The sequence below is a fragment of the Methylobacterium sp. UNC378MF genome (assembly GCF_900103195.1).
Classification (GTDB): domain Bacteria; phylum Pseudomonadota; class Alphaproteobacteria; order Rhizobiales; family Beijerinckiaceae; genus Methylobacterium.
Genome location: NZ_FMWU01000004.1, coordinates 93,588 through 119,929, shown reverse-complemented (window position 1 = coordinate 119,929; position 26,342 = coordinate 93,588). Strand labels below are relative to the sequence as shown.

Here is a 26,342-nt window from a genome sequence, read left to right as displayed (position 1 = left end):
CATATCTGCTCCGGACGCGAGACGCGGATGTGTGCGTGTGCTCCGACCATGCCGGCAACGTGTTGATGCTCCGGGGCCGGGGTCAACTTCATGCGGCACGCCATGAGAACGTCGCGGCCGCAGGGCTCGGTGCGAGCTGCGACCGCGACGGTGGACAGTATGCCGCGCGCTCGCCAGCGCCAGGCTTCTCAGTAAACCGAGACAGAAAATCCTGACCTAAGGACGATCTTCATCAAATAATTGCACGGCTCGCCCTTAGACGTCCAGATTGGCGACGCTCAGGGCGTTCTCCTGGATGAATTCGCGCCGCGGCTCCACGACGTCGCCCATCAGCTTCACGAACAGGTCGTCGGCGTCGGTCACGTCCTTGACCTTCACCTGCAGCAGCGAGCGCACGTCGCGATCGAGGGTCGTCTCCCAGAGCTGCTGAGCCGTCATCTCGCCGAGGCCCTTGTAGCGCTGGAGTTGCAGGCCCTTCCGGCCGAAGGCCATCACCGCCTCGAACAGAGCCACGGGCCCGTGCAGCACGGTCTCGTCGGACTTGCGCATCAGGGTGGCGGGCTCGCCGTAGATCTCCCGGAAAGCTTCGGCCCGCTCGGACAGACGGCGGGCTTCCTGCGAGGCGATCAGCCCCGCATCGAGCGTCGCCACTTGTCGGACGCCGCGGAGCGTCCGGCTGAGGCGGTAGCCGCCCTCGAAGGATTCGCCCTGCCAGCCGCGCTCGATCTCGTCGGCGATCGCGTCGAGCCGGCGAGCGGTCATGTCGGCCAGCACCTCGGCCTCACCGGCTCGCGACGCCGCTTCGGCATCGAAGGCGCCAGCCAGGACCGCCTGCTCGACCACGGCGCGGTCGTAGCGGGTGTGCAGACCCTGCAGGATGTTCCGGAATGTCCGGGCCTCCTCGACCAGACTCTTGAGCTGAGGCCCGGCGAATTCCGCACCGGTGGACAGGCGCAGGATCGCCCCGTCCGTGCCCTGATCGATCAGGTAATCCTCGAGGGCGCGCTCATCCTTCAGGTAGATGGCCTTCCGGCTGCGCTCGGCTTTGTAGAGCGGCGGCTGCGCGATGTAGAGGTGGCCGCGCTCGATCAGCTCCGGCATCTGCCGGAAGAAGAAGGTCAGGAGCAGCGTCCGGATGTGCGAGCCGTCCACGTCCGCGTCGGTCATGATGATGATGCGGTGATAGCGCAGCTTCTCCGGGTTGAAGCCCTCGCGGTCCGTCGAGGAGCGCCCGATCCCGGCGCCGAGGGCCGTGATCAGCGTCCCGATCTCGGCCGAGGACAGCATCCGGTCGGCCCGCACGCGCTCGACGTTGAGGATCTTGCCGCGCAGCGGCAGCACCGCCTGGAAGGTCCGGTCGCGGCCCTGCTTGGCCGAGCCGCCGGCGGAATCACCCTCCACCAGCAGGATCTCGCACTTGGTCGGGTCGCGTTCCTGGCAGTCGGCGAGCTTGCCGGGCAGCGAGGCGATGTCGAGGGCGCCCTTGCGGGTCACGGTCTCGCGCGCCTTGCGGGCCGCCTCGCGCGCCGAGGCGGCGAGGACCACCTTGCCCATGACCGACCGGGCCTGGCTCGGATTCTCCTCGAGCCAGGTCGACAGGCCTTCGTTGAGGACGTTCTCGACGGCGGGGCGAACCTCGGACGAGACGAGCTTGTCCTTGGTCTGGGACGAGAATTTCGGGTCCGGAACCTGGACGGAGATCACCGCGGTGAGCCCTTCGCGGCAATCCTCGCCGGTCAGCGAGACCTTCTCCCTCTTGGCGACACCACTCGACTCGGCATAGCCGGTGATCTGGCGCGTCAGCGCGGCGCGGAAGCCGGCCATGTGCGTGCCGCCATCCCGCTGCGGGATGTTGTTGGTGAAGGGCAGGACCGTCTCGTTGAAGGAGTCGTTCCACCAGAACGCGACCTCGACGCGGATTCCGTCGCGTTCGGAACAGACGACCACCGGGCTGGCCATGCCGTCGATCGGCTTGCGGGAGCGGTCGAGATACCGGACGAAGGCCTCGATGCCGCCTTCGTAATACAGCTCCTCACGCTTTTTCTCGGCGTGCCGGGCGTCGGTCAGGACGATGCGCACGCCGGAATTGAGGAAGGCCAGCTCGCGCAGGCGCTTCTCCAGCGTCCCGTAGTCGAACTCGATCATCGTGAAGGTGTCGGTCGAGGGCAGGAAGGTGACTTCCGTGCCGCGCCGGCCGTTGCCGGGCCCGACGACGTCCAGGGGCGCCACGGCATCGCCGTGGCGGAATTCCATCGCGTGCTCCTTGTCGTTGCGCCAGATGCGCAAGCGGAGCCACGACGACAGGGCGTTCACCACCGAGACGCCGACGCCGTGCAGGCCGCCGGAGACCTTGTACGAATTCTGGTCGAACTTACCGCCGGCGTGCAGCTGGGTCATGATGACCTCGGCCGCCGAGACGCCCTCCTCCTTGTGGATGTCGACCGGGATGCCGCGCCCGTTATCCGAGACGGTGCAGGACCCGTCGGCGTTGAGGGTCACGGTGACGAGATCGGCGTGGCCGGCCAGCGCCTCGTCGATGGCGTTGTCCACGACCTCGTACACCATGTGGTGGAGGCCTGAGCCGTCGTCCGTATCGCCGATATACATGCCGGGCCGCTTGCGGACGGCGTCGAGGCCCTTCAGCACGCGGATGGATTCCGCGCCGTAATCGGCGGGCTCGGTCTGGGGGGTGTCGGCCATGAACTTCCTCGGGCAGGCGGGCCTGATCGCGTCGGTGGCAGATGCGCCGTCGGGCGCCCGCGCCTGAACTCTCGCTTGGTCCGCCTGATATAGGGGTTCCGCGTTGAGATTGCACGATTTTACGGGCCCGCGGCGGACCCGTCCCGTCGCTTTTGTGACGCCCCCCGCTTAACGCCGCGTTAGCCCTCGATCCCGCCTGCGCTCGCCGCATCGAGCCGGTCGATGGCTTCGGTCGAAAGGGTCAGCCGGGCGGCGCCGAGGAGTTCGTCGAGCTGTGCCACCGAGGTCGCGCTGGCGATGGGCGCGGTGATGCCGGGGCGGGCGATGATCCAGGCGAGCGCCACCTGGGCCGGGCTTGCGCCATGGGCCTGCGCGACCGCATCGAGGACGTCGAGCAGAGCGAGGCCGCGCGGGTTGAGGTACTTGGCGACCCGGTTCTCCCGGGCGCGCCCCGCCGCGTCCTGAGGCGTGCGGTACTTGCCGGTGAGGAAGCCGGCCGCCAGCGAGAAGTAGCCGATGACGCCGATCTGCTCGGCGCGGCAGAGCGGTTCCAGCTCGGCCTCGTAGCCGCGCTGCGCGAGGCTGTAATCCGGCTGGAGGCACTCGTAGCGCGGCAGTCCCGCCGAGGCCGCGATCGCCAGCGCTTCCTTCAGCCGGGCGGCATTGTAGTTCGAGGCGCCGACGGCGCGGACCTTGCCGGCCGCGATCAGGCGCTCATGGGCCCGCAGCGTCTCTTCCAGCGCCACATCCGCATCGTCGATATGGGACTGATAGAGGTCGATCCGGTCGATGCGCAGCCGCCGCAGCGACGCCTCGCAGGCCCGCTCGATATGGGCCGCCGAGAGCCCCTTGCCGGCCTCGCCCATATCCATGCCGACCTTGGTCGCCAGCACGATCCGGTCCCGCACGCCGGGACGGGCGGCAAGCCACCGGCCGATCACCGTCTCCGATTCTCCACCGACGTGACCGGGGGCCCATCGCGAATAGACGTCGGCGGTGTCGATGAAGTCGAAGCCGCTCTCCACGAACCGGTCGAGGATCGCGAAGGAGGTCGCCTCGTCGGCAGTCCAGCCGAAGACGTTGCCGCCGAGGCAGAAGGGGGCCACCGTGAGGTCGGAGCGGCCGATGCGGCGCTTGTCCATGGGCGTCAGTCCTGCAGGAACGGATTCGAGACCCGCTCCTCGCCGAGCGTGCTGGTCGGTCCGTGGCCCGGGATGAAGGAAACGTCGTCGCCCAGCGGCAGCACCTTGTCCTTGATGGCCCGGATCAGCTGCTCGTGGTTGCCGCCAGGCAGGTCAGTGCGGCCGACCGAGCCCTTGAACACCACGTCGCCGACCAGCGCGAAGCGCGCGTCCCGGCTCACGAACACCACGCTGCCGGGCGAGTGCCCGGGACAGTGGAGGATGTCGAAGCCGAGGCCGCCGACCGTCACGGCATCGCCCTCGTCGAGCCAGCGGTCGGGCGTGACGGGACGGGCCGCGCCGAGCCCGTAATTCGCCGCCGTCTCCGGCAGGGAATCGAGCAGGAACTTGTCGGCCTGATGCGGGCCCTCGATCGGCACGCCGAGCCGCTCGCGCAGCTCGTCGGCGCCGGCAGCGTGGTCGACATGGCCATGGGTCAGCAGGATCTTCTCCACGGTGACGCCCTGCTCGCGGATCGCCGCCTCGATCCGGTCGAGATCGCCGCCGGGATCGACCACGGCGCCGACCTTGGTGGCGTCGTCCCAGATCAGGGTGCAATTCTGCTGGAAGGGCGTGACCGGGATGATCCCGGCGCGTGGCGTACCTGGCATGTCGTCCCGCGTGTTGGCAGCGCCGCTCCGGACGCCCTCGACCGCAGTTTAGCGCAGAACGCCGGTGGGCGGCACCCTGTGCGCCGCGCTCAGGCCGCGTCGCCCCTGGGGCGGCGCAGGCCGTCGTGAAGCGCCAGCATTTCGGCCATGCCGAGCGCCCGCGCGCTCCAGCGGGTCTCCGCGGTGTTGACCTGCGTGAACCGGTCGTGGGACCGTCCGCCGTAGGCTCCGAACAGAGTCCTGCCCGCCTCGACGGCAGCTTCGCCCGGTGCCGCCTCGTCCGGCCGGTCGATCCGGTAGGACGGCGTCGGCGACCGGCCGGTCACGCCGATCCGCACCCAGGCGTCGCCGTAATGCTTCTGGCACATCCGCATGGTGACCAGGACCTGGCGCAGGTAGTCTTCAGCGTCGGCGAGATCCGGCAGGATGTCGGCGATCGTCGCGTCCGAGGGATAATGCTTCGTCCGGGCCATGCTACACCTTGCTCGGGCGTGTCCTACCGTCTTCGCCGGCCGAGGGCGAGCCGGGCGCCGGTTTTCCTCACGCCGGCCTCCGCTTCAGCAGCGCGTCGAGCCCGCCGACGCGGAACCAGTGATAGCCGTATCCTTCCAGGAACAGGCAGTGGCGGCCGTCGTCGCCGACCTCGCTGCGCGAGCCGGTGAGCACGTCGACGAGGATGTCGTGCTCCGGATCGTCGGATCCGGACGCCATCGCGACCTCGACGGGCTCCGGCGCGAGATTGTGGACGCAGAGGACTGCGTTGCCGCGCCAAGCGTAGCGCAGCGCCAGGACCGTGGGGCGCTCCGTCTCCATCGCGACGACGTCGCCCCAGCCGATCTCCGGGACCTCCTTGCGCTGCCGGATCATGCTCTGCATCCAGTTGAGCAGCGAGCCCGCCTCGTGGCGCTGGTCGGCGACGTTCACGTGCGTGTAGCCGTAAGGCCCGTGGTCGATGAGCGGGAGCACGGTTCGCTGGGCCGTCGAGAAGCCGCCGTTGTGCTCGCTCGTCCACTGCATCGGCGTGCGGGCGCAGTCGCGCTCCGGCAACGCCAACTCGTCGCCCATGCCGATCTCGTCTCCGTAGCGCAGGACCGGCGTGCCCGGGAGCGTGAACATCAAGGAGTAGGCGAGCCGGATGCGGCGCGGATCGCCCGCCAGCATCGGCGCGAAGCGGCGGCGGATGCCGCGGTCGTAGAGCTGCATCCCCTTCTCGGGCCCGAAGGCGTCGAACACGGCCTGGCGCTGCTTGCCGGTCAGGCGTCCCAGGTCGAGCTCGTCGTGGTTCCGCAGGAAGATGCCCCACTGGCAGGAGAGCGGGCGGGGCTTCGTCTGCTCGATCGCCTTGACCAGGGGCCGCGCGTCATGGGCCGCCAGCGCGTAGAAGGTCGCCTGATTGACCTGGAAGTTGAACATCATGTGCATGCGATCGGCGTCGTCGCCGAAATAGTCGAGGTCCTGTTTCGGCAGGATGTTGGCCTCGGCCAGGATGATGGCGTCGCCCTGGCGCCACTGGAGAAACTCGCGCAGGTCGCGCAGCATCTCGAATTGCTCGCGGGGCTTGCCGCCGACATGGGCGCCCTTCTCGGCGATGACGAACGGCACCGCGTCCATGCGGAAGCCGGAGACGCCGAGCTGGATCCAGAAGCCCATGATCTTCAGGATCTCGGCCACCACCTCCGGATTGGCGGTGTTGAGATCCGGCTGGAAGTTGAAGAAGCGGTGGAAGTACCAGGCCTTCGCTTTCGAATCGTAGGTCCAGGTGGTCTTCTGCACGCCGGGGAAGACCATGCCCTCGTCGGCGGTGGCCGGCCGATCCTTCGACCAGACGTACCAGTTGCGGAAAGGCGAGTCCGGGTCGGACCGGGCCGACCGGAACCACGGGTGCTGATCCGAGGTGTGGTTGACCACGAGGTCGATGAGGACGCGCAGGCCCCGCTGCTTGGCAGCGTGGGTGAAGGCGACGAAGTCGCCGAGCGAGCCGTAATCCGGATCGACGCCGTAATAGTCGGCGATGTCGTAGCCGCCGTCCTTCTTGGGCGAGGGCTGGAAGGGCATCAGCCAGATCGCGGTGGCGCCCAGGCCCTGGATGTAGTCCAGCCGGCGCTCCAGGCCGGCGAAGTCACCGATTCCGTCTCCGTTGGCATCCATGAAGGTGCCGACGGACAGACAATAGATGATCGCGTTCTTGTACCACAGGTCGTTGATCATGAGCCCCCCGGCGTCGTCACGCCTCACGAACGTGGGACCCGGCCAAAGCGTTGCCGTTCGGAATCTCCTTAAATCAGCCGCGTTGTGCACGCCCTGTTCAGGCGCGCACCCGAAAGGTCCGCACCCCGTCGCGTCCCCCGATCCCGGCCCGTATGAACGCCATTCTGATCAAGCTGTTCGCGACCGCCCTGACGCTGAGCCAGGTCACGACCCGGCCGGATGCGGTCCGGACGCGGTTCGATCCCGCCACGGACGGGCCCGAAGTGGTGCGGCTCCTGCGCGACGGCTGCGCCCATATGCGCAAGGCCTTCGACATCGAGGACATCAATCTCGACGAGCTGATCACCACCGCCATGGAGGATCCGTCGACCGTCGCCGGTCCGGCCGCGCCGAAGATCCTCCACGGGCTCGACCTGAACGAGCTGAATACGAGCTACAAGCAGTTCTGCAAGGGTGAGAACCCGGCGAACTCGCCGTTCGACGCCAAGGCGGTGATCGAATTCTACGACAACGCCACCAAGGACCTGCCCAGCGCCGAGGCCCTGCGCGACAAGGCGCTGCCGGGCATGACGCGGATTCTCGACGGCGCCGGCAAACCCTTTGCCGAAGCCTCCGAGGCGAACGGCCGTCGGATCGTCGTGCCGATCACCTCCATCCCGGCCCTCGTGCAGAAGGCGTTCATCGCCGCCGAGGACAAGCGTTTCGAGACCCATCACGGCATCGACGAGCGCGGCGTGATCCGCGCCTTCATCGCCAACCTGGCCTCGCCTGGCCGGCCGGCCGGCGGCTCGACCATCACCCAGCAGGTGGTCAAGAATCTCTCAGTGGGCGACGACGTCACCTACGAGCGCAAGATCCGCGAGATGATCGTCGCGTCGCGCCTGGAGCGGATTCTCACGAAGCCGCAGATTCTCGGCCTCTACCTCAACGGCATCTATCTCGGCCGCGGCGCCTACGGCATCGAGATGGCGGCGCAGAGCTATTTCGGGAAGCCGGTCGGGCAGCTCACCCTGCCGGAGGCGGCGTTGCTCGCCGGCATGCCCAAGGGGCCGAACTTCTACAGCCCCGACAAGTACCCGGACCGGGCGCGCGAGCGGCGCGCCTACGTGCTGGCCCGCCTCAAGGAAGAGGGCGCCATCACGGAATCCGAGATGGCCGCGGCGATCAAGGTCGATCTCGGGCTGAAACCGATCGAGACCGCGCGGCGCGATTCCGGCTTCTACGTGGTGGATTTCCTCAACCGCGAGGCGCGCACCTTCGCGGGAGTGGAGTCCCTGACCTCCGGCTCGCTGACCGTCCGGTCGACGATCAATGCGGGCCTGCAGCGCGGTGTCGAGGAGGCGCTTCAGGACGGTCTCGCCAATTACGAGCGCTCCACCGGCCGTCAGGTGTTCACAGGGCCCGAACTCAACCTCGCCGACAGCATCCGCCGGATCCAGGCCGCGACCCCGGCGCCGGAAGGGGCCGCCCAGGCCGCGCCCGCGGTCACCGGGGCACGGACGGAACCGCCTCGGCCCGACGCGAAGGCCCGTCGTGGCGAGAAAGTCGCGGCTGCGCCCCAGAAGAAGCCGGCCTGGCTCCTGGCGCTGGAGAGCGCCCGCCCCGTCCTCTACGACGTCCACTGGCCGATGGCGGTGGTGCTGGAGACAGGGCGCGGCGGCATGAAGGTCGGTCTCTCCGACGGCCGCACCGCTCTCCTCGACCCCGGCATCGCCCGGAGCAAGCTGCAGCTCTACGACGTGATCCGCGTGAAGGTCGCTTCGGGCAAGGGTGGCCTGCGCGCGCAGATCCGCGTGCGCCCCACCGTCCAGGGCGCGGCGCTGGTGCTGGAGAACCAGACCGGCCGGATCCTCGCGATGGCCGGCGGCTTCTCCTACCCGTTGAGCCAGCTCAACCGCGTCACCCAGACGGTGCGCCAGCCCGGCTCGACCCTGAAGCCGCTGACCTACCTCGCGGCGCTCAATGCCGGCCTGCAGCCGAACACCCTGGTGATGGATTCGGCCGTCACACTGCCGCCGATCGGCGGGACCGGCGATTCCTGGACGCCGAAGAACTACGAGGGCGGCGGGTCCGGCCCCACCACCCTGCGGCGCGGCCTCGAATTCTCGAAGAACCTCGTCACCGCCCGCCTGCTCCAGGGCGGGATCGCCCCAAAGGCGCCGGCGAGCCTGAAGCGGGTCTGCGACATCGCCCTCGAGGCACAGATTTATGCGGAGTGCGAACCCTATTACCCCTTCGTGCTCGGCGCGCAGCCGGTGCGGATGCTCGATCTCGCGGGCTTTTACGCGGCGGTTGCCAACGAGGGCGCGCGACCGGCACCCTACGCGCTCGAATCCGTCGAGCGGGACGGCAAGCCGCTCTACGCGCGCGCCGCCAAGGAGCCGGTGCGCATCGCTTCGGCGGACCGTGTGGCCTTCTACCAGCTCAAGACCATGCTGCAGGGCGTCACCCAGCACGGCACCGCGGCAGCGCTGTCGAAGGTCTCTGCCTACGTGGCCGGCAAGACCGGCACCTCGGAGAACGAGAACGACGCCTGGTTCGCCGGCCTGACTAACGAGATCTCCGTGATTGTCTGGGTCGGCTACGACAACGCCGACGGCACCCGTAAGACCCTCGGCCGCGGCCAGACCGGCGGCCACGTCTCGGTGCCGATCGCCGCGGCGATCCTGCAATCGGCCTGGGCCAACGGCATCGGCAAGACGCCGCTGCGGGGCCCCTCCTCCGAGGCGCGGCCCTTCATAGCCGATCTCCCGATCGATCCGCGCAGCGGCGTGCGGGTCGCAGGCGGCGCCTTCCTCGAGCATTTCCGCACCAGCGGTGACGGTCGCATGGCCGACACGCAATACCGCCTCGTGCCGCGCGAGACGCTCTACGCCATGCGGCCCGACGCCGAGGACGGCGACCTCGCGGGCGACGACGGCGCGAGCGTGGCCGGCGACTATTACGGCAACATGACCGGCGAGCGGCCGCGGGCCGACTTCCTGGACCCGTTCGGCGAGCGACCGGCGCCGCGCAGCCGCCGCGCGCAGGGCGATATGGATCTCACCGGCGAGGATCCCTACAAGCCCTGGCCCGGTCAGACCAGCCGTTCGCCCTTCGGCGGGGATGACGACGTGCGCCGGCCGCGCCGCCGCGATCCGGACTACCTGTTCGGCGAAGACCCCGGTTACTGACTGCCCTCCCCGACAGATGAGAATCCCGTTGCGTCAGCAGTTCTCTGCCGCCCTTGCGGCCGCCATCACGGCCACGCTCCCGGCCATGCCGGCGCGCGCTCAGACACCCGCCGCCAACACGGCGCCGGCACCCGAGCGGGTCAAGGATGTGCCCTCGGTCACGGCTGTCGATCCGGCCGCGATCAAGCCGGGTCAGATCCTGTTCACCGACCACCGCGACAACCCGTCGGCGCCCGAGAACGGCCTGATCCCGTATCTCGACTGGCAGAAGGCGCGGCCCGCCGAGGCGGCCGCGCTCGCTCCCTATCCCGGCTACAAGGAGCCGGATTATACGGTCACGGTGAACGGCGTGACGAAGCCCCGGCACGAAACGCTCAAGGTCTATGTCGCCGAAGGGCGCTTCGTGGTCCCGCGGCCGCCCGAGGCGATCGACCTCCTGGCCTTCGCCAACCTCGCCTTCGTTCAGAAGATGGATCCGGCGATCAAGCACCGCGCCATCGCGGCCGCCGATGTGACCCCCAACAAGGATCCCGCTGCCGCCTTCGCCAAGCGTCCCGACCGGCCGTGGTGCGAGGGCGAAGGCGCCTGCATCGAGTCGCGCTACGACCTCGAGGGCAAGCTGCCGCTCGGGGTGAAGCTCGCCAACAAGCTGGAGGACGGGTCGGCAAAGAAGATCGCCGAGTTCGTCTCGTTCCAGAGTGAGCTGCGGGTGCTCGGGCCGGACCAGGGCGTCCCGCTCAAGGCGCTCACCAAGATCGACACCACCGTCACAGGCGGGCTGGAACAGACGATCTTCTGGGTTAACCAGATCCTGCGCTTCGGCAAATTCCTGGCCGTGTTCCAGCCCATGCCGAACGATCCGACCAAGACGGTGGTCACCACCTACATGGCGCTCGCCATCAAGGGTGATGTCCTCGATCGAAAGGCCGAGTACGCCCGTGTTCCGGTTCTGAAGAACCTGCTGCCCGCCCAGGTGCTGATGGGCAATTCCAGCTTCAATACCGGCAACTCGATCAGCGCCGGGCTGCCGGTCTATGCCCGCAACCGGATTGCCGCCTTCGCGGACGCGCTCGCCAAGCGGTGACGCGGCATGGCCGCGGGGGTCACATCCCGCGGTTGCCGATCGTCGGCAGGGTCGGCTGGGTATAGGCGCGGTTCACGTCCCGGCGGGTCTGGGTGCCGTTGGTGTTGCCGGAAGCCCGGTAATTGTCGAGGTTGAAGCTCTCGGCGAGCCCGCTGCGGGAATCCGGCCCGTCGCTGGTCGTGCAGGCGCACAGGCCGCCGAGAGCCAGGGCGGAAAGGGCGAGAAGGGTCAAGCGCATCGCGAATCCTGAAGCCTGCCGGGGCCGGACGTCGAACCGGCTTCAGCCGGACGAGGCCCAGACGAGGGATGTCGCGGCATGGTCAGCCCACAGGCGTGTCCGTCAAGGTCGCGCGCAACGTGTAAATCCGTTCTGCCGCCTCCGATGCGCAGCGGCCACGGAAAATCCACCACACGCCCGGTTTGCAGCGGATACGGCCGGCCAATCATGTTGAGCGCGGCGCGTTCCCCCTGGCGAATCCAGACGGTTTCGGGCGACAACCCTCCGCAATGAGCAACGTCTTGCCCTTCCGTCCGCGCCCGACCGTGACCCGCCTCGCCCGTTGCGAGGTCGTGACCGTAGCCGGCGATCTTCTCGCCCTCTTGGACCAGCTCGAGGATGTGAGCGCCCGGGCCGCCGCCATGGGGCGGCCCGCCCTCGAAGTCGAGCGGACGGTCCAGCATCTTCTGGATGCCGTGAGTGCCGTAGAGCGCGCCCTTGATTGCATCGGCGAGGGCGAGCAGTCCGCCCCGGGCTGACCGAATCCTCATGCGCCTGAACGGTAACATCGCCACCGGCTATGTTGTCGAATACCGCACAGTTTCGGTAGTGGGCGCCGTCTCTAAGCAGATCGTAAATCATCCGGAACCCTCCAGTACGCCTTGCGGTTGAGGGTCGGATGCTCACGTCGGGCGTCGCTTCCGGAGGGTCCTATGAGGCTTCGCACGAGCTGTCTGCTCGCCGTCATGACGGCTGGCGGCCTTCTCGCCGGCACGGCGATCCGCGCCCAGGCGGCCGAGCTCGGCTTCCTCGAAATGCTGTTCGGTGCCCGTCCGCCAGCCCAGCAGGCCCAGCAGGCCCAGCCTGCACCGGCGCAAGCCCGCACCTTCGAGAACCGCGTCTTCGGTCGGCATGCGACTCCGCGGCTCGGAGCCGCGCGTCGGCGCTTCCAGACCCGCTACGCGGCGCTTCCGGTGAAGATCCGTATTAAGGAGCGGGAAATCAGCGAGCGCCAGACGCCCCTCGACATGAAAGCCGGCGCGACGGCGGCGCTCCTGAAGGACGAGACGCTGCGGCCCGGCGACATCGTCGTCCTGAATTCCGGCGCCCGGGTCTTCACCGGAAATCCCGACAAGCGTCACGCGATCCGGGATTTCGAGCCGGTCCAGAACTCGCGTTTCGTCAGCCGGGGCACCCGCAAGGTCCTGGCCGGCCTGTTCACGCCCGTGGGTGCCCTGCCCGGGCAGGAGGCTCGGCGGATGCTGGCGCGCGCCAAGCAGCCGATGCCGGAGGTGGCGACACCGATCCCTGCCCAGAGGACTGCCATGCGGATCATCAACCCGTGGCAGAGCGGGCAATGACCGTAACCGCTCAGAAGAAGCGTTCCTTGATGACGATCGTGTCGCCCGGGCGGACCGCGTAGGTCATCGGCACGATTCCCGAAACCAGCGATCCACCGGCGTCACGGGTCAGGATGGCATAATCCCTGGCCGCGCGGGGGCCAAAGCCAGCGGCGATCGCCACTGCCGTCTCCACGGTCATGCCGTTCACGAACGGGTACTGACCGGAGGTGGTGACTTCCCCGAGGATGTAGAAGGGCCGATACGCGTCCACCTCCACGGTGACGTGCGGCTCGCGCACGAATCCGGAGGCCAGCTTGGCCTCAATCGCCTTGGCCGCCTGGGCCGTCGTCTGACCACCGACCTGCACGGTCCCGATCAGCGGCATGGCGATGCGACCGCCGCCATCGACGGCGTAAATATTCGACAGGTTGTCCTGTCCGAAAACGATCACCCGCAGCTTGTCGCCCGCCGCCAGCGTGTAGCGGGCCGCGATCGAGCCGGTGCCGGTGGCATCGAGCTGGTCGGTGCGGAAGCTCGGTCGCAAGCAGCCGCCGAGCGCCAGAGTCGAGCCGAGTGCGAGGAGCAAAGCGCGCCGGTTCATCACCATCGCCGTCATGGATGCAGTTGCGGCTTGAACTAGGCCGTTAAGGTTAATGAAACTTGATCATCGCCGCGGCCGGCCTGCCAGCTCAGCGGGCCGCACGCGCCTTAACGCTTGAGCAACCTTAACATCCACTAATAGCGGTGGGACGGCAGTAATGCCGGACCGGTTCGTCTCCGCGTTCAGAGCGTCCGCATGTCCACGATCCGTCACCGCTCGACCTACGCCGTGCCCGGATCTCAGCCGCGCGCCGAGGAGAGCCTCGGTCTCGCGCAGCTGCCCCGGATCCTGCGGCGCTCGATCGGCTGGATCCTCGGCCCGACCCTCGTGGTCGCTTTGGGCGCGAGCGTTTTCGTCAACGTGGTCAGCCCCCGCTACACCGGCGAGGCGAAGGTGCTGCTGGAGAGCCGCGATCCGGCCTTCGCCCGCACCGCGCAGGAGCGCGCCGATCAGCTCACGCCGATCGACGAGCAGGCCGTGGCCAGCCAAGTGCAGGTGGTGATGTCCCGGGATCTCGCCCGCGAGGCGATCCGCCGGCTCAAGCTCGTCGGCAATCCCGAGTTCGACCCCGGAGCGGGGAGCATCGGTCCGGTGCAGCGCGTGCTGATGATGCTCGGCATCGGCGCCAACCCCCTGGATCGCCCCGCCGAGGACCGGGTTCTCGACGCCTATTTCGACCACCTGCTGGTCTATCCCGCCGGCAAGTCGCGAATCCTGACGATCGAGTTCCGCGCGAAGGACCCGAACCTCGCTGCCGAGGCGGCCAACACCATCGCGAAACTCTATATCGGCTCGCTCGAAGCCGACAAGGTCGACACGGCCCGCTACGCCTCCACCTGGCTCGGCGGCAATATCGACGGGCTGCGCAAGCGCGTCGCCGAAGCCGAGGCGAAGGTCGAGGCGTTCCGCGCCAAGAACGGTCTCGTGGGCAGCACCGGCGCCACCGGCCGGCCGCTCAACGCGCAGCAACTCGGCGAGCTGTCGAGCCAGCTCTCCGTGGCGCGTAGCCTGAAAGCCGACCTCGACGGCAAGGTGAAGGCCATCAAGGACCTGATCAAGGACGGACGCGCCTTCGAGATCCCGGACGTGGCCAACAACGAGGTCATCCGGCGGATCGTCGAGAACCGCATCGCGGTGCGCGCGCAGCTCGCCATGGAATCGCGCACGCTTCTCCCGGCCCATCCCCGGATCAAGGAACTCAACGCCCAGCTCGAGGATCTCGACGCACAGATCAAGGCCTCGGCTGAGCGCGTCGTGCGGACCATGGAGAACGACGCCAAGATCGCCGGGGCCCGGGTCGAGAGCCTGCAGGGCGCGGTGGACGGTCAGCAGGACGTCGTCGTGCGCGGCAATGCCAGCGAGATCCAGCTCCGGGCGCTGGAGCGCGAGGCGAAGGCGCAGCGCGAGCAGCTCGAATCCTATCTCGGCCGTTACAGGGAGGCAGCGGCGCGCGACGGCGAGGCCGCGACGCCCGCCGATGCCCGCATCGTGTCGCGGGCGGTGACGCCCGAAGTGCCGTCCTTCCCGAAGAAGCTGCCGATTGTGGCTTTCGCGACGCTGCTGACGCTCATGCTCTCCGTCGGCGGCGTCATCGCCAGCGCCTTGCTGGCCGAATCCGGCCGGGCCGGCGGCGACCGCGATGGCGATCCGGCGGATGATCGCCGCCGCCGCGAGCCGGTGCTCGACCGGCCGGCCTTCACGTTCCCGGAGGCCACGCCGGCGACGCGCTGGCCCGCGGCACCGGAGGCCGCCCCCATCGCCGCGACTGCGCTTGCCGCGACGGCCCCGGGCCGCGCCGCCGACGCGTTCGACCTCGCGCCGCTCGTCGCGCGGATTGCCGCGGCGCCCCGCGACGCGGACGTGCGCGCCGGTCGCCGGATCCTGGTCGTCGAGACCGAGGAGCGGCTTGGCGCGACGACGCTTCCCGAGGCCCTGGCCCGCGCCCTCGGCCGTGAGGGGAGCCTCGTCACCGTGGACCTGAACAGGCCGAAGGACGGGACCGGGCGGCTGGGCTTCTCCGACCTCATTGCCGGCGATGCCGCCTTCCTGGATGTGATCCAGGCCCGTCGGGACAGCGGTCAGCATCGGATCGAGGCCGGCCTGCAGGATCCGGCGATCCTGTTCGACGAGCCGGATGCTTTGGCGCTGACCTTCGAGGCGATGACCGAGGCCTACGATTGGGTGCTCTGCCGGCTCTACGCAGCCCCGGGGGCCGTCGATCTGCTCGAACTCGTCGCGAGCTTCATGGACAGCGTCGTCATCGCCTCGAACGCGGATGCCGAGGATCCGGCGCTGGCCGATCTTTATGCCCTGGCTCAGGACGCCGGTGCGGGGCAGATCCTGGTGGCACAGGATCGTCCGGCTCTCTCGGACGTCCAGGACGCCCGGCTGGAACTGCGCCTCAACGCCGCCTAGACGACGCGCCGCTCACGACCGGCGCAGGGTGCGGAGCCGCTTCAGGACCGCGTAGAGGCGCGGGTCGCGCTTGATGCGCCGCTTCGTGCGCGTCAGGCCGCGCCGCACGGCCGCATAGGCCCGGCCCCGGAGGGTCACCGGAATGATCGTTTCGACGAGGCTGATCGTCTCGTCGCAGATACTGGCCTTGTAGCGCGCCTCTCCGACGCCGAGGTCGAAGCCCTGCCGGCCCCGCGCCGTCTGCTCGCGCACCAGATGCTGCAGCAGCAGGTCTCCGGGGCTGAAGCGGGCGACCTCGGGGTCGCCGTCGAACGCCGTCATCATGCCGCTGAAGCGACCGTCGCTGACCGCGCCGCCGAAGGTCGCCAGGACGCGCCCGCTCTCGGAAAGACAGAGGGCGTGCAGTTCAACTGCGGGTTCCGGCCCGGCCGAAGCCGCCGCCAGGAAGGCGCGGATACCGGGATCGGCGTAAGGGTCGGCGACGCCCATGCCGGCGAAGCGAGCCGATTTCTGCGCGTAGAACGCCGCCAGCAATCGGGCCGCCTCCTCGGACGTCTCGGCGCGGCGGTAGGTGAGCGGCCCGTGCGCCTCGACGAGGCGCTTCTCCTTGGAGCGGAGCTTCTTGCGGGCATCGGCGCTGAACACCCGGCGCACGGTCGCTTCCGGGTCCGGCCCGAGCATGAGACCGTAGGCGTCACTGGCTTCCGGCTCGCCGGTTTCGGCGAGCGGGTTCGCCGCCCCATCCCACATCCGGGGCTGATGCTTCAGCGCGAAGGCGTCGAGCCCCTCTGCCCGGCCGGCGCGGATCAGGGCCGCGACGACGCGGCCGGGTGCGATGGCCGCCGCGTCGCGGGTGGCGAAGAGCGGCAGATGATAATTGGCATGGGTGTCGCCGACCGTCCGCGCGATGCGGAGCCCGCGTTCCCGCTGCACCGTGACCGGGATCAGGATGCGCGCCCGCCCGTCCGCCTCCCGCAGCACCACGATGCGCGTGCTCGCGACCTGCCCCGTCGCCTGCAGGTAGGCGCTGATCCAGTCGAACCGCTGATAGGGCGTCGCGAGGCTGACCGGATCGGATTCGAGACGGCGCCAGAGCGGCTCGGCCGCCGCCAGATCGGGGATGACCTCCGCGACAAGCCCTCTGGCGCTGCGCGAATCGACCATGTCCGTTCCCGCCACCTGGACACCGACCGCCATGTTCCGATCTCCCGAAGACCGCTCATGATCCCGTCCCCCACGAACCCTGGGGCAGGCGACTGAACAGCCCGTCACTGCAACCGCCGATGGAGTGATCGCGGCCCGGTATGGTGCGGCAAAAAACAGTCGTGGCTAACGCTTGCTTGTCGTCCGCCAGGGGGCAATTGCGGATTTGTTTACCGTGCCGCGCCAAGGCTGTGCCGACATGGGCTTCGGGGCCCGAACGGTTCAGGGCCATGCTGTCGTCGCGTGCCAAGCATCGGGTCTTCGCGTCCGGCTTTCGCGCGATTCAGGCGCTCGGAGCGGATCGCTGGCTCGGCCCTGCGGCCCGCGGCCTCGGCGTGATCCTCACCTTTCACCATGTCAGCCCGGCGCCGGTGCCGGCCTTCGCGCCGAACCGCCTGCTCGGCATCACGCCCGAATTCCTGGACCTGACCCTGCGCGAACTCGATGCCCGCGGCTTCGAGATCATCGGCCTGGATTCCGTGCCGGAGCGTCTGGCCGAGCCGGATTACGGGCCGCCCTTCGCGGTCCTGACCTTCGATGACGGCTACCGCGACAACGTCGTGCATGCCCGGCCGGTGCTGGCCCGCCACGGCGCGCCCTGGACGCTGTTCGTGACCAGCGGCTTCGCCGATCAGGCCGGCCGTCTCTGGTGGATCGAGCTGGAGCGGGCGATCGCGCACCTGGACCGGGTGCGGATCGCGATCGGCACGCGGAGCTTCGACCTCCCGGCGCGCAGTCCGCAGGAGAAGGCTCTGGCCTTCGAAGCCCTGTATCGCGACCTGCGCCGCGGCGGCGAAGAAGACCTCCTCGACCGGATCGCCGACCTCTGCCGGCAAGCCGGCTTCCCGCCGGGTCGCGTGGCCGCCGACTTGTGCCTGTCCTGGGCGGAACTGCGCGACCTCGCGTCCGACCCTGCGGTCACCATCGGCGCGCACACGGTCAGCCACCCGATGCTGGCCAAGCACGACGCCACCTGCGCCGCGCGCGAGATCGCCGGCGGGCGCGCGCGGATCGAGGCGGAGCTCGGGCGACCGGTGCGGCACCTCTCCTATCCGGTGGGGGACGCGACCTCCGCCGGCCCGCGGGAATTCGCCCTGGCGCGGGACATGGGTTTCGCGACCGCTGTCACCACGCGACCCGGCCACCTGTTCGCCGAGCATGCCGACCACCTGCAGGCTCTCCCCCGGGTGTCGGTGAATGGATGCCATCAGACGCGTGCGGCGCTCGCCGGGCTGCTCTCCGGCGTCCCGTTCCTCGCCTGGAATCGCGGGCGCCGCCTCAACGTCGCCTGAGGCGAGGTCCTGTCTCGCAAGCAACGGCGTCTTCCACGACGCGCGGCCTCAGCCCGCGCCGCTCTGCGTCTCGGTCGGGAGAGGCGTCAGCGGAACAGCGCGTCGAACAGGTTCTGCGGCTGCTGCTGCGGCGGCGGAGCCGGCGCCGGGCCCTCGTTCGACGGGAAGAACTTGCGCGAGGGCTTCTGGCGGGGCTGGACCGGCACGCCGCGCGGCGCCTCCACATCCACCTGACCGGCGGCGTTGATCTGCTGCGCGGTCTTGGTGGCGTCCTTTCCGGGCCGCTTGGCCTTCTCGGGCTTGGCCGCGACCGCCGGGATGTCCTCCTGCTCCTTGGCCTCGGCGATCACGTCGCTGCCGCCTTTGCAGTCGACCAGCCACACGTCGTAGATCGGATGCTCGATCGCGTGCAGGCCGGGGCTGGCGGCGAACATCCAGCCGGTGAAGATCCGCCGGTACTTGTTGTCGAGGGTGACCTCGTCGACCTCGAGGAAGGCCGTGGTCTTGGCGCTCTCGGTCGGTGGCCGCGTGTAGCAGACCCGCGGGGTGAGCTGCAGCGCGCCGAACTGGACGGTCTCATCGACCGCGACCTCGAAGTTGACGATCCGGCCGGTGATCTTGTCGAGGCCGGAGAAGACCGCGGTCGGGTTCTTGATCTTGTCGGCGGCGGCGGGGCTGGCGCAGACGGCGAGCACGAGGCTCGGGGCGAGCACGCGGCGTACGAAGGCGGTGAAGCGGCTCAAGGCTCGGACCCCTAGACGAGGGTGGCCGGCCGCGCCGTCAGGTGCGCGGCGGACAATCGGGATTGGCCCGCCATGAACAATGGAACGGTGGCGGCAAAAGGGCGCCGGGCCCGCGTGGGACCGTTGATCTACTCGCCCGGTGTCCAGGAGACGTAGTCGCCCGTCGCCGCCGGCCGCTGGCCCCAGGAGAGCTGCGAACCCGCCGGCCTGTACGCGTTCGGCGTGCCGGTCTGGTTCTCGATATGCGGCTTCTGCCACGCGCGCGGCTGGTAGTTCTCCTCGCTCGGAGCGAGGTCCACGTTGTGGCAGAGCCAGCCACGCCAGCCGGGCGGCACCTTCGAGGCGTCGGCGTAACCGTTGTAGACCACCCAGCGGCGCTCCGAGCCGACCGAACGATCAATCAGGGCTCCTTCCGCCTTGTAGTACTTGTTCCCGAACTCGTCCTCGCCGACGAAGATGCCGGTGCGCGCGGTCTGGAGCGCGACGGAGACGGTCTGGCCGTTCCACCACGTGAAGATGCGCAGCAAAGTGTCCTTCAGCGCCATCGCCGGTCCCGGAATCGTGCCGCGCCGCGAGGGCGCTTCTCGGCGCCGTTATGGTGACCGCGCGCGTGCGAGTCCAGCCGGATGACGGAAGTGTCGCTGCGCGGCCACGCTCCGCCGGCGCTTTCGGCCGCCGGTTCCGACAGGCCGCCGACCCCGCTTCCTAGGGTTGTGAATCTAAAATTTTCCCGATCCGATTCTGGAAAGCCGGAAGGACACTTATCCCGCACCCGGGCGATATCCACAGGCTTTTGCGAGCCGGCACAACATCTAGCGGGGAACAAGGCCGCCGAACACCACTTGTTGACGTGAGAGTGAAGGCGGCGGTAATCTCCCTGCATCGGTCGCGCCCCCTGATTGTGGTGCGTTGAACAGGGGTGACCGTTCCAGGATTTCATTCGCGAAACCGAGGCACGTCCCTCTGCCGGGCGTGATCGGACGCGAATCCCACCATCGGGCACAGACCCCGCGTCGCGCGGGGCCGGGACCGTCGTGTCCCGTCGGGAGAGGTGTGTTTCATGCGGTTCGAGCGTCGCTACACCACGGCCGGACAATCGCCCTACGCCGGAATCCCGTTCCGCAAGGCGCTGAGCGAGATCCGCAATCCGGACGGGTCGGTGGTGTTCCGCCTCGACGGTATCGACGTGCCGGAGAGCTGGAGCCAGGTGGCGAGCGACGTGCTCGCGCAAAAGTATTTCCGCAAGGCGGGCGTCCCGGCCCGGCTCCGCAAGGTCGAGGAGAACGCGGTCCCCTCCTTCCTCTGGCGCTCGATCCCCGACGATGCGGCGCTCGCCGAACTCCCCGAGGAGGAGCGCTTCGTCTCGGAGACGTCCGCCACGCAGGTCTTCGATCGGCTCGCCGGCTGCTGGACCTATTGGGGCTGGAAGGGCGGCTACTTCTCGTCGGAGGAGGACGCCTCCGCCTTTCTCGACGAGCTGCGCTTCATGCTCGCCGGCCAGATGGTGGCGCCCAACTCGCCGCAATGGTTCAACACCGGCCTCCACTGGGCCTACGGCATCGATGGCCCGAGCCAGGGCCACTATTACTGCGACCCGCAGACCGGCGTGCTGACGAAGTCCGCCTCGGCCTACGAGCATCCGCAGCCGCATGCCTGCTTCATCCAGTCGGTCCAGGACGATCTCGTCAACGAGGGCGGCATCATGGATCTGTGGGTGCGCGAGGCGCGCCTGTTCAAGTACGGCTCGGGCACCGGCTCGAACTTCTCGATGCTGCGCGGCGAGAACGAGAAGCTCGGCGGCGGCGGCAAGTCGTCGGGCCTGATGAGCTTCCTGAAGATCGGTGACCGGGCGGCCGGCGCGATCAAGTCGGGCGGCACCACGCGGCGCGCCGCCAAGATGGTGATCGTCGACATCGACCACCCGGATATCGAGTCCTTCATCGACTGGAAGGTGAAGGAGGAGCAGAAGGTCGCCGCGCTGGTGACCGGCTCGAAGGTCGTCTCCAAGCATCTGAACCTGGTGATGAAGGCCTGCACCCAGTGCGAGGCCGAGGGCGATGCCTGCTTCGACCCCGAGCGCAACCCGGCCCTCAAGCGTGAGATCAAGGCCGCCCGCCGGTCCTCGGTGCCGGACGCCTACATCAAGCGGGTCGTGCAGTTCGCCCGCCAGGGCTTCACCAAGATCGAATTCCCCGTCTACGACACCGACTGGGATTCGGAGGCCTACCTCACGGTTGCCGGCCAGAATTCCAACAATTCGGTCTCGCTGACCGACGACTTCCTGCGCGCCGTCGAGGCGGATGCCGACTGGGCCCTCCAGGCCCGCACCACCGGCAAGGTCACCAAGACCCTGAAGGCCCGCGACCTGTGGGAGCGGATCGGCGAGGCGGCCTGGGCCTCGGCGGATCCCGGCCTGCACTTCAATACCACGATGAACGACTGGCACACCTGCCCGGCGGGCGGGCGGATCCGGGCCTCGAACCCGTGCTCCGAGTACATGTTCCTCGACGACACCGCCTGCAATCTCGCCTCGGCGAACCTACTGACGATGTACGACCGGGAGACCAAGCGGTTCGACGTGGAGGCGTTCGAGCACCTCAACCGGCTCTGGACGGTGGTGCTCGAGATCTCCGTGATGATGGCGCAGTTCCCGTCGAAGGAGATCGCGGAACTCTCCTACCGCTACCGGACGCTCGGTCTCGGCTACGCCAATATCGGCGGCCTCCTGATGACCATGGGCCTCCCCTACGATTCCGACGCGGGCCGGGCTCTCGCCGGCGCGCTCACCGCGATCATGACCGGTGTCGCCTACGCCACCTCGGCCGAGATGGCGGCGGAACTCGGCACCTTCCCGGCCTACGACGAGAATGCCGACGCGATGCTGCGGGTCATCCGCAATCATCGCCGGGCGGCGCATGGCGAGGCCGAGGGCTACGAGTTCCTCAACGTCGCGCCGGTCGCCCTCGACCACGCCAACATCCCGCAGGCCGATCTCGGCGCCCACGCCCGGGCCGCCTGGGACCGGGCGCTGAAGCTCGGCGAGGAGCACGGCTACCGCAACGCGCAGGCCACCGTGATCGCGCCGACCGGCACGATCGGGCTCGTGATGGATTGCGACACCACCGGCATCGAGCCCGATTTCGCCCTGGTGAAGTTCAAGAAGCTCGCCGGCGGCGGGTACTTCAAGATCATCAACCAGGCCGCGCCGGACGCCCTCCGGGCGCTGGGCTACCGCGAATCCGAGATCGCCGAGATCGAGGCCTACGCGGTCGGCCACGGCTCCATGGGTCAGGCGCCGGGGATCAACCCGACGACGCTCCGCGCCAAGGGGTTTTCGGACGAGAAGATCGCGGCCGTCGAGAAGGGACTGAAGTCGGCCTTCGACATCAAGTTCGTGTTCAACCGCTGGACGCTCGGTGACGATTTCCTCATCCAGACGCTGAAGGTCCCGGCCGAGAAGCTGTCGGATCCGACCTTCGAGCTGCTGCCGTTCCTCGGCTTCTCGAAGAAGGAGATCGAGGCCGCCAACACGCATATCTGCGGAGCGATGACGCTGGAGGGCGCACCCTTCCTCAAGGTCGAGCACTACCCCGTCTTCGACTGCGCCAATCCCTGCGGCCGGATCGGCAAGCGCTACCTCTCGGTGGAGAGCCACATCCGCATGATGGCGGCGGCGCAGCCCTTCATCTCGGGCGCGATCTCCAAGACCATCAACATGCCGAACGACGCCACGGTGGAGGATTGCAAGGCGGCCTATCTGCTGTCCTGGCGCCTCGCCCTCAAGGCGAACGCCCTTTACCGCGACGGCTCCAAGCTGTCGCAGCCGCTCAACTCGGCCCTCATCGCGGATGAGGACGACGAGGCGGACGAGGGGATCGAGGCGCTGATCCAGGCGCCGGCCGCCGCCAAGGCCGCCGCGGTGGCGGAGAAGATCGTCGAGCGGGTGATCGAGCGGGTGGAGCGGATCCGCTCCCGCGAGAAGCTGCCGACCCGCCGGAAGGGCTACACCCAGAAGGCGGTAGTGGGCGGCCACAAGGTCTACCTGCGCACCGGCGAGTACGACGACGGCCGCCTCGGCGAGATCTTCATCGACATGCACAAGGAGGGCGCGACCTTCCGGAGCCTGATGAACAACTTCGCCATCGCGATCTCGCTCGGCCTCCAGTACGGCGTGCCGCTGGAGGAATACGTGGAGGCCTTCACCTTCACGCGGTTCGAGCCGGCCGGCTTCGTCCAGGGCAACGACGCGATCAAGAACGCGACCTCGCTCCTCGACTACGTGTTCCGCGAGCTGGCGGTCTCGTATCTCGGCCGCGCCGACCTCGCCCATGTCAGCCCCGCCGAGATCGGCGGCACGGTGATCGGCGGCGGCGAGAGCGGCGACACGACCCGCGAGGGACCGAAGCCCGCGCCGGCCTCCTCGGTCGTCTCCCGCGGCCTGCTGCGTGGCTCGGCCGACCGTCTGACCCTGATCCAGGGTGGCCCGGCCGGTGCGGCCCTGGGCGTCGGGGCGGCGAGCGCCGGACAGTCGGCGCCTGCCGGCGGCACGGTCCACGCGATCCGCGGCAGCACGGCACTCAAGGCCGAGCCGGCGACCGCCGGTCAAGCCGAGACGATCGCCGACACCCTGCCCTTCGCCAAGGCGGAGCGGAGCGTCGCCGACCGCCGCGCCGAGGCGAAGATGAAGGGCTATGTCGGTGAGGCTTGCCCCGAATGCGCGAACTTCACGCTGGTCCGCAACGGCACCTGCCTGAAATGCGATACCTGCGGGTCCACGACCGGCTGCTCGTAGGCCGATCGACGAACCGGTTCACCTGAATTCGCGCGACACGGTCGGGCCCAAGATCCACGGATCTCGGGCCCGAACCTTTTGGACCGTTGATCCTGTCGGCCTCCTCCCGGATCTGCCGGCCGGGCGAGGCCAAGACAGATCCGTCTCCTGTCTCCCCGCCCGTCCGCGATCAGGCGGCGATGCTCACCGGTTTCTCGATGGCCGCTTCGTCCGGCTGCGGCGCGGCGCGTCCGTGGCTGGCGCGGAAATGATCCAAGAGGCTGTCGCCGAGGCCGTCGAGCACGCGATCCGTGGCGGCCTGGACCTCGGGGTGCAGCTCTTCGGGCCGGTACCAGGCCAGGATCTGCTCCGGCAGCGCATCGAGGATCGCGCCGACCGGGTTGAGCAGCGTCGCGTCCGGCGCCTCTGCGGTGTCCGCGATTGCGACGAGGATGGGTTCATCGGTCACGGGCGCGAAGGCGGTCCGGCGCTGGCTTTCCAGGGCGGCGCGCCATGCTGCATCGGCGGCCTCGGCCTCGCGGCGGGCTGTCTCCCGGGCCAGAGCCTGTGCGGCGATGGCGCGGGCGATCTCGCGGGCCTCGTCGCGGGCCGCCTCGGCCTCGTAGCGATTGAGCAGCGTGATGACCGGATGCATCTGCGGATCCGACGGGTCGCCGCAGGCGTCGATGGCGCACGCGATGATCCGCCGCGACAGGCCCGTCCCGTGCACGGGGACCGCGCCGCGGGCAAGTTCCTGCCGGGCAGAGAGCGCCGCCTGCATCGGCGGCAGGAGCGCGTCGGGCAGGCCCGCCCGGGCGTGCAGATCGGCAAAGAGCCGCGGCGCGCGCATGGCGCGGCCGACGGCGGCATGGTCCTGCCCCGACAGGTCCGCCAGTGCGGCCAGGGCGAAATCGGTCCGCCCGGAGAGCATGGCGCGCAGGATCAGGCCGGCGGTCAGCTGGCGGGTGGTGCGCAGATGCGTCACCAGCCGCGTCACGGCGGCCGCGCCGAAGCCCTCGCAGGCCTCCAGCGCCACCCGCTCCCCGGCCTCGCGGCTCATCCGGTCGCAGCGCTCGGCGCCGAGCCAGCCGCGATCGGTGACGAAATCCGTGAGGGCCCGCGCCACCGCGATCCCGAGGGCGTGGCGCACCTCCGGCGGCAGGTCGGCGCGGGCGAGGAATGCCTCGCGCAGGGCGGCCTCGTCGCCGCGGCGCTCGATCATGCGCAGCATCCGGCCCGCGGTGATCTTCGCCGTCGGATTGGCCGCGAGCACGACCAGCGTGTCGGTCTCGCCGATCTCGGCCAGGGCGCCCGCGACCGCGTGCGACAGGTGGTGCCGGGCCGCGATTACCGCGCGGGTGGCCTCGTCGCCGAGGGCGGCGGCGTCCACGAGGTCGGCATCGGTCAGGACCGGGGAGCGCGCGAGCACCGGTCGCGCCACTTCCGGGACATCGCAGGACAGGGCGACGACCAGGGGGCGCGGTGTCCGTGCCGAGGCGGCGCAGGTCTCGGCAAGCGCCCGGCGGACCAGGGGTGATGGGTCGTCGAGGAGTGCGAGCAGCGCGGTCTTGGCCTCCCACGCCGCGTCGGCGCCGAGATCGCCGTACAGGTAGGTCCGTGCCAGCGCCGCGGTCGCCTCGGCACGACCTTCGGCCGAGGCGTTCTGCGTCCAGGCCAGAAACTCGCGGATGATCATCGACCGCTCCGGGGGGCGAACAGGCTGGTCCTGTTGCCGGACATGGACGCTGCGGCCGCGAGTTCCGCCGGTCGGCGGGGCGGCAGCGGCGGATTGAGGAGGGCAATGCCCGGCGGCGTCGCCGCCGGCTCGGGAAGGGTGCCCGTGACGGTGGGCTCCGGAACGGCCGCGGGCGGAGCCGTCTGCGCATCGGAGCGCGGGAAATAGGTCGGCGCCGCGTGCTGGGACGGCGCGGCGCTGTTGCGCGCCTGCCAGAGTCGGGCTGCGGCGTCCGAGGCCGCGCCGCGCTGATCCGTCTGGAACAGGGAGCGCAGGTCCGAGGTCCCGCCGAAGGCGGTCGCGGCGCTGGCATAGGCCGAGACGGCCTGCGGCACGGCGGCGCCGTCCTGGCGCAGGCCGGTAAGGTCGGTGGCGGCTGCACCCTGGGCCGCCGCCGCGAGGCTGGCATAGAGTTCGGCGGCGCTGCGCGGCCGGCCGGCGCGATCGTAGAACAGCGCGCGGTTGGCGGAAGCTGCCTCCGGCAGGTCGAGGGCGGCGGCGCGTTCCGGGAAGGCCCGGGCCGTCGAGATCAGGGACGCCGCGCCCTTCGCGCCCAGCACGTGCGCCGCGTAGAGATCGCCAGCTGTCGGCTCGCGGCCGAGGGCGCTCGTGAGGGCGTCGGCATTCTGCTGGGTCAGGGCACCGGCCAGCGTCGCGGAAATCTTCGGATCGCGGCGAAGATCGAGGATCGCCTGCCGCTGGCTCGCGTCGGGCACCGTGTAGGTGCCGTCCGGCTGCCGGGTGATGGCATCCGCCTGCGTCTGCAGGCCGAGCTTCGGCCCGGCATTCTTCATCACGCCGAGCCAGGTCTGCTCGATGAACTGGAACAGACCGGTGGCCGAGGAGGTCCCGGCCTTGGCGGCGGGATCGAGGGCGGATTCGCGCCGCGCCGTCGCGAGGAGATAGTCGAAGCCGACACCGCTCGCCGTGGCACCGTCCCGGATCGCCTGGACCACCGGACCCGAGGCGGCCGTGCCCGGCAGGGCTCGCGCCTGGGGCGGCGGGCTCTCCGGAGGGCTCGAGGGCGTGGTGAACAGGAACATCCGGGCGCGCACGGGGGCTGGA

General features: G+C 69.3%; 19 protein-coding genes. 7 read left to right on the top strand and 12 right to left on the bottom strand.

Going from position 1 to position 26,342, the window contains the following annotated elements:
• Positions 1 to 255: 255 nt before the first annotated feature.
• The 5 genes from gyrB to BLT59_RS05640 all read right to left on the bottom strand — a co-directional run bounded on the left by gyrB (position 256) and on the right by BLT59_RS05640 (position 6,700).
• Positions 256 to 2,700 (bottom strand): DNA topoisomerase (ATP-hydrolyzing) subunit B, encoded by a 2,445-nt coding sequence (gyrB, locus tag BLT59_RS05660; protein ID WP_091777366.1) that lies wholly within the window; start codon positions 2,698 to 2,700, stop codon positions 256 to 258.
• A gap of 179 nt (positions 2,701 to 2,879) precedes the next feature.
• Complete coding sequence (locus tag BLT59_RS05655; protein ID WP_091777364.1) at positions 2,880 to 3,842, bottom strand: aldo/keto reductase; 963 nt, start codon at positions 3,840 to 3,842, stop codon at positions 2,880 to 2,882.
• Between the two features lie 5 nt (positions 3,843 to 3,847).
• Positions 3,848 to 4,492, bottom strand: a complete 645-nt coding sequence (locus BLT59_RS05650; protein WP_091777362.1) for an MBL fold metallo-hydrolase — start codon at positions 4,490 to 4,492, stop codon at positions 3,848 to 3,850.
• 89 nt (positions 4,493 to 4,581) lie between these two features.
• Positions 4,582 to 4,965 (bottom strand): hypothetical protein, encoded by a 384-nt coding sequence (locus BLT59_RS05645; RefSeq protein WP_091777360.1) that lies wholly within the window; start codon positions 4,963 to 4,965, stop codon positions 4,582 to 4,584.
• 67 nt (positions 4,966 to 5,032) lie between these two features.
• Positions 5,033 to 6,700, bottom strand: a complete 1,668-nt coding sequence (locus tag BLT59_RS05640; protein ID WP_091777358.1) for an alpha-amylase family protein — start codon at positions 6,698 to 6,700, stop codon at positions 5,033 to 5,035.
• A 152-nt stretch (positions 6,701 to 6,852) separates the two neighbouring features.
• Between BLT59_RS05640 and BLT59_RS05635 the strand changes: the two genes are divergently transcribed.
• Both BLT59_RS05635 and BLT59_RS05630 read left to right on the top strand, forming a co-directional pair.
• A complete protein-coding gene (locus tag BLT59_RS05635; RefSeq protein ID WP_091777356.1) occupies positions 6,853 to 9,873 on the top strand; it encodes a penicillin-binding protein 1A in 3,021 nt (1,006 codons plus the stop codon).
• A 28-nt stretch (positions 9,874 to 9,901) separates the two neighbouring features.
• Positions 9,902 to 10,957 (top strand): hypothetical protein, encoded by a 1,056-nt coding sequence (locus tag BLT59_RS05630; protein ID WP_091777354.1) that lies wholly within the window; start codon positions 9,902 to 9,904, stop codon positions 10,955 to 10,957.
• A 19-nt stretch (positions 10,958 to 10,976) separates the two neighbouring features.
• On the opposite strand, the gene BLT59_RS05625 is transcribed toward BLT59_RS05630, so the two are convergent.
• The gene (locus BLT59_RS05625) at positions 10,977 to 11,195 is read right to left on the bottom strand and encodes a hypothetical protein (RefSeq protein ID WP_091777352.1); all 219 of its coding nucleotides are present in this window, start codon (positions 11,193 to 11,195) and stop codon (positions 10,977 to 10,979) included.
• A 269-nt stretch (positions 11,196 to 11,464) separates the two neighbouring features.
• Between BLT59_RS05625 and BLT59_RS05620 the strand changes: the two genes are divergently transcribed.
• Complete coding sequence (locus BLT59_RS05620) at positions 11,465 to 11,713, top strand: hypothetical protein (protein WP_091777350.1); 249 nt, start codon at positions 11,465 to 11,467, stop codon at positions 11,711 to 11,713.
• Between the two features lie 174 nt (positions 11,714 to 11,887).
• Complete coding sequence (locus BLT59_RS05615; RefSeq protein ID WP_091777348.1) at positions 11,888 to 12,535, top strand: hypothetical protein; 648 nt, start codon at positions 11,888 to 11,890, stop codon at positions 12,533 to 12,535.
• 10 nt (positions 12,536 to 12,545) lie between these two features.
• Here the strand turns inward: BLT59_RS05615 and BLT59_RS05610 are convergent, their stop codons facing one another.
• Positions 12,546 to 13,124 carry a polysaccharide biosynthesis/export family protein gene (locus BLT59_RS05610; protein ID WP_173009199.1) on the bottom strand — a complete coding sequence of 193 codons (579 nt, stop codon included), beginning with the start codon at positions 13,122 to 13,124 and terminating at the stop codon, positions 12,546 to 12,548.
• Positions 13,125 to 13,313: 189 nt separating this feature from the next.
• On the opposite strand from BLT59_RS05610, the gene BLT59_RS05605 reads away from it, so the two are divergent.
• A complete protein-coding gene (locus tag BLT59_RS05605; protein ID WP_091777345.1) occupies positions 13,314 to 15,533 on the top strand; it encodes a GumC family protein in 2,220 nt (739 codons plus the stop codon).
• Positions 15,534 to 15,545: 12 nt separating this feature from the next.
• On the opposite strand, the gene BLT59_RS05600 is transcribed toward BLT59_RS05605, so the two are convergent.
• A complete protein-coding gene (locus tag BLT59_RS05600) occupies positions 15,546 to 16,730 on the bottom strand; it encodes a GNAT family N-acetyltransferase (RefSeq protein ID WP_091777343.1) in 1,185 nt (394 codons plus the stop codon).
• Between the two features lie 236 nt (positions 16,731 to 16,966).
• Here BLT59_RS05600 and BLT59_RS05595 point away from each other — a divergent pair, with 236 nt between their 5' ends.
• Entirely contained in the window at positions 16,967 to 18,028 is a 1,062-nt protein-coding gene (locus BLT59_RS05595; protein WP_091777341.1) for a polysaccharide deacetylase family protein, read from the top strand.
• 86 nt (positions 18,029 to 18,114) lie between these two features.
• Here BLT59_RS05595 and BLT59_RS05590 read toward each other — a convergent pair whose 3' ends face one another.
• Together BLT59_RS05590 and BLT59_RS05585 are read right to left on the bottom strand one after the other, a co-directional pair.
• The gene (locus BLT59_RS05590) at positions 18,115 to 18,771 is read right to left on the bottom strand and encodes a DUF2155 domain-containing protein (RefSeq protein WP_091777339.1); all 657 of its coding nucleotides are present in this window, start codon (positions 18,769 to 18,771) and stop codon (positions 18,115 to 18,117) included.
• Between the two features lie 128 nt (positions 18,772 to 18,899).
• A complete protein-coding gene (locus BLT59_RS05585) occupies positions 18,900 to 19,316 on the bottom strand; it encodes an NADH:ubiquinone oxidoreductase subunit NDUFA12 (RefSeq protein ID WP_091777337.1) in 417 nt (138 codons plus the stop codon).
• Between the two features lie 515 nt (positions 19,317 to 19,831).
• Here BLT59_RS05585 and BLT59_RS05580 point away from each other — a divergent pair.
• A complete protein-coding gene (locus BLT59_RS05580) occupies positions 19,832 to 23,563 on the top strand; it encodes a vitamin B12-dependent ribonucleotide reductase (protein WP_091777335.1) in 3,732 nt (1,243 codons plus the stop codon).
• A gap of 169 nt (positions 23,564 to 23,732) precedes the next feature.
• Here BLT59_RS05580 and BLT59_RS05575 read toward each other — a convergent pair whose 3' ends face one another.
• Together BLT59_RS05575 and BLT59_RS05570 are read right to left on the bottom strand one after the other, a co-directional pair.
• Positions 23,733 to 25,238 carry a DUF2336 domain-containing protein gene (locus BLT59_RS05575; RefSeq protein WP_091777333.1) on the bottom strand — a complete coding sequence of 502 codons (1,506 nt, stop codon included), beginning with the start codon at positions 25,236 to 25,238 and terminating at the stop codon, positions 23,733 to 23,735.
• The gene (locus tag BLT59_RS05570) at positions 25,235 to 26,320 is read right to left on the bottom strand and encodes a lytic transglycosylase (RefSeq protein ID WP_091777331.1); all 1,086 of its coding nucleotides are present in this window, start codon (positions 26,318 to 26,320) and stop codon (positions 25,235 to 25,237) included. Before BLT59_RS05570 ends, BLT59_RS05575 begins: the two co-directional genes overlap by 4 nt.
• Between the last annotated feature and the right edge of the window lie 22 nt (positions 26,321 to 26,342).

Bases quoted from the DNA above. Each gene is read 5' to 3' on its own strand.
- gyrB (WP_091777366.1), bottom strand. From the start codon at position 2,700: ATGGCCGACACCCCCCAGACCGAGCCCGCCGATTACGGCGCGGAATCC.
- BLT59_RS05655 (WP_091777364.1), bottom strand. From the start codon at position 3,842: ATGGACAAGCGCCGCATCGGCCGCTCCGACCTCACGGTGGCCCCCTTC.
- BLT59_RS05650 (WP_091777362.1), bottom strand. From the start codon at position 4,492: ATGCCAGGTACGCCACGCGCCGGGATCATCCCGGTCACGCCCTTCCAG.
- BLT59_RS05645 (WP_091777360.1), bottom strand. From the start codon at position 4,965: ATGGCCCGGACGAAGCATTATCCCTCGGACGCGACGATCGCCGACATC.
- BLT59_RS05640 (WP_091777358.1), bottom strand. From the start codon at position 6,700: ATGATCAACGACCTGTGGTACAAGAACGCGATCATCTATTGTCTGTCC.
- BLT59_RS05635 (WP_091777356.1), top strand. From the start codon at position 6,853: ATGAACGCCATTCTGATCAAGCTGTTCGCGACCGCCCTGACGCTGAGC.
- BLT59_RS05625 (WP_091777352.1), bottom strand. From the start codon at position 11,195: ATGCGCTTGACCCTTCTCGCCCTTTCCGCCCTGGCTCTCGGCGGCCTG.
- BLT59_RS05620 (WP_091777350.1), top strand. From the start codon at position 11,465: ATGAGCAACGTCTTGCCCTTCCGTCCGCGCCCGACCGTGACCCGCCTC.
- BLT59_RS05615 (WP_091777348.1), top strand. From the start codon at position 11,888: ATGAGGCTTCGCACGAGCTGTCTGCTCGCCGTCATGACGGCTGGCGGC.
- BLT59_RS05610 (WP_173009199.1), bottom strand. From the start codon at position 13,124: ATGGTGATGAACCGGCGCGCTTTGCTCCTCGCACTCGGCTCGACTCTG.
- BLT59_RS05605 (WP_091777345.1), top strand. From the start codon at position 13,314: ATGTCCACGATCCGTCACCGCTCGACCTACGCCGTGCCCGGATCTCAG.
- BLT59_RS05600 (WP_091777343.1), bottom strand. From the start codon at position 16,730: ATGGCGGTCGGTGTCCAGGTGGCGGGAACGGACATGGTCGATTCGCGC.
- BLT59_RS05595 (WP_091777341.1), top strand. From the start codon at position 16,967: ATGCTGTCGTCGCGTGCCAAGCATCGGGTCTTCGCGTCCGGCTTTCGC.
- BLT59_RS05585 (WP_091777337.1), bottom strand. From the start codon at position 19,316: ATGGCGCTGAAGGACACTTTGCTGCGCATCTTCACGTGGTGGAACGGC.
- BLT59_RS05580 (WP_091777335.1), top strand. From the start codon at position 19,832: ATGCGGTTCGAGCGTCGCTACACCACGGCCGGACAATCGCCCTACGCC.
- BLT59_RS05575 (WP_091777333.1), bottom strand. From the start codon at position 25,238: ATGATCATCCGCGAGTTTCTGGCCTGGACGCAGAACGCCTCGGCCGAA.
- BLT59_RS05570 (WP_091777331.1), bottom strand. From the start codon at position 26,320: ATGTTCCTGTTCACCACGCCCTCGAGCCCTCCGGAGAGCCCGCCGCCC.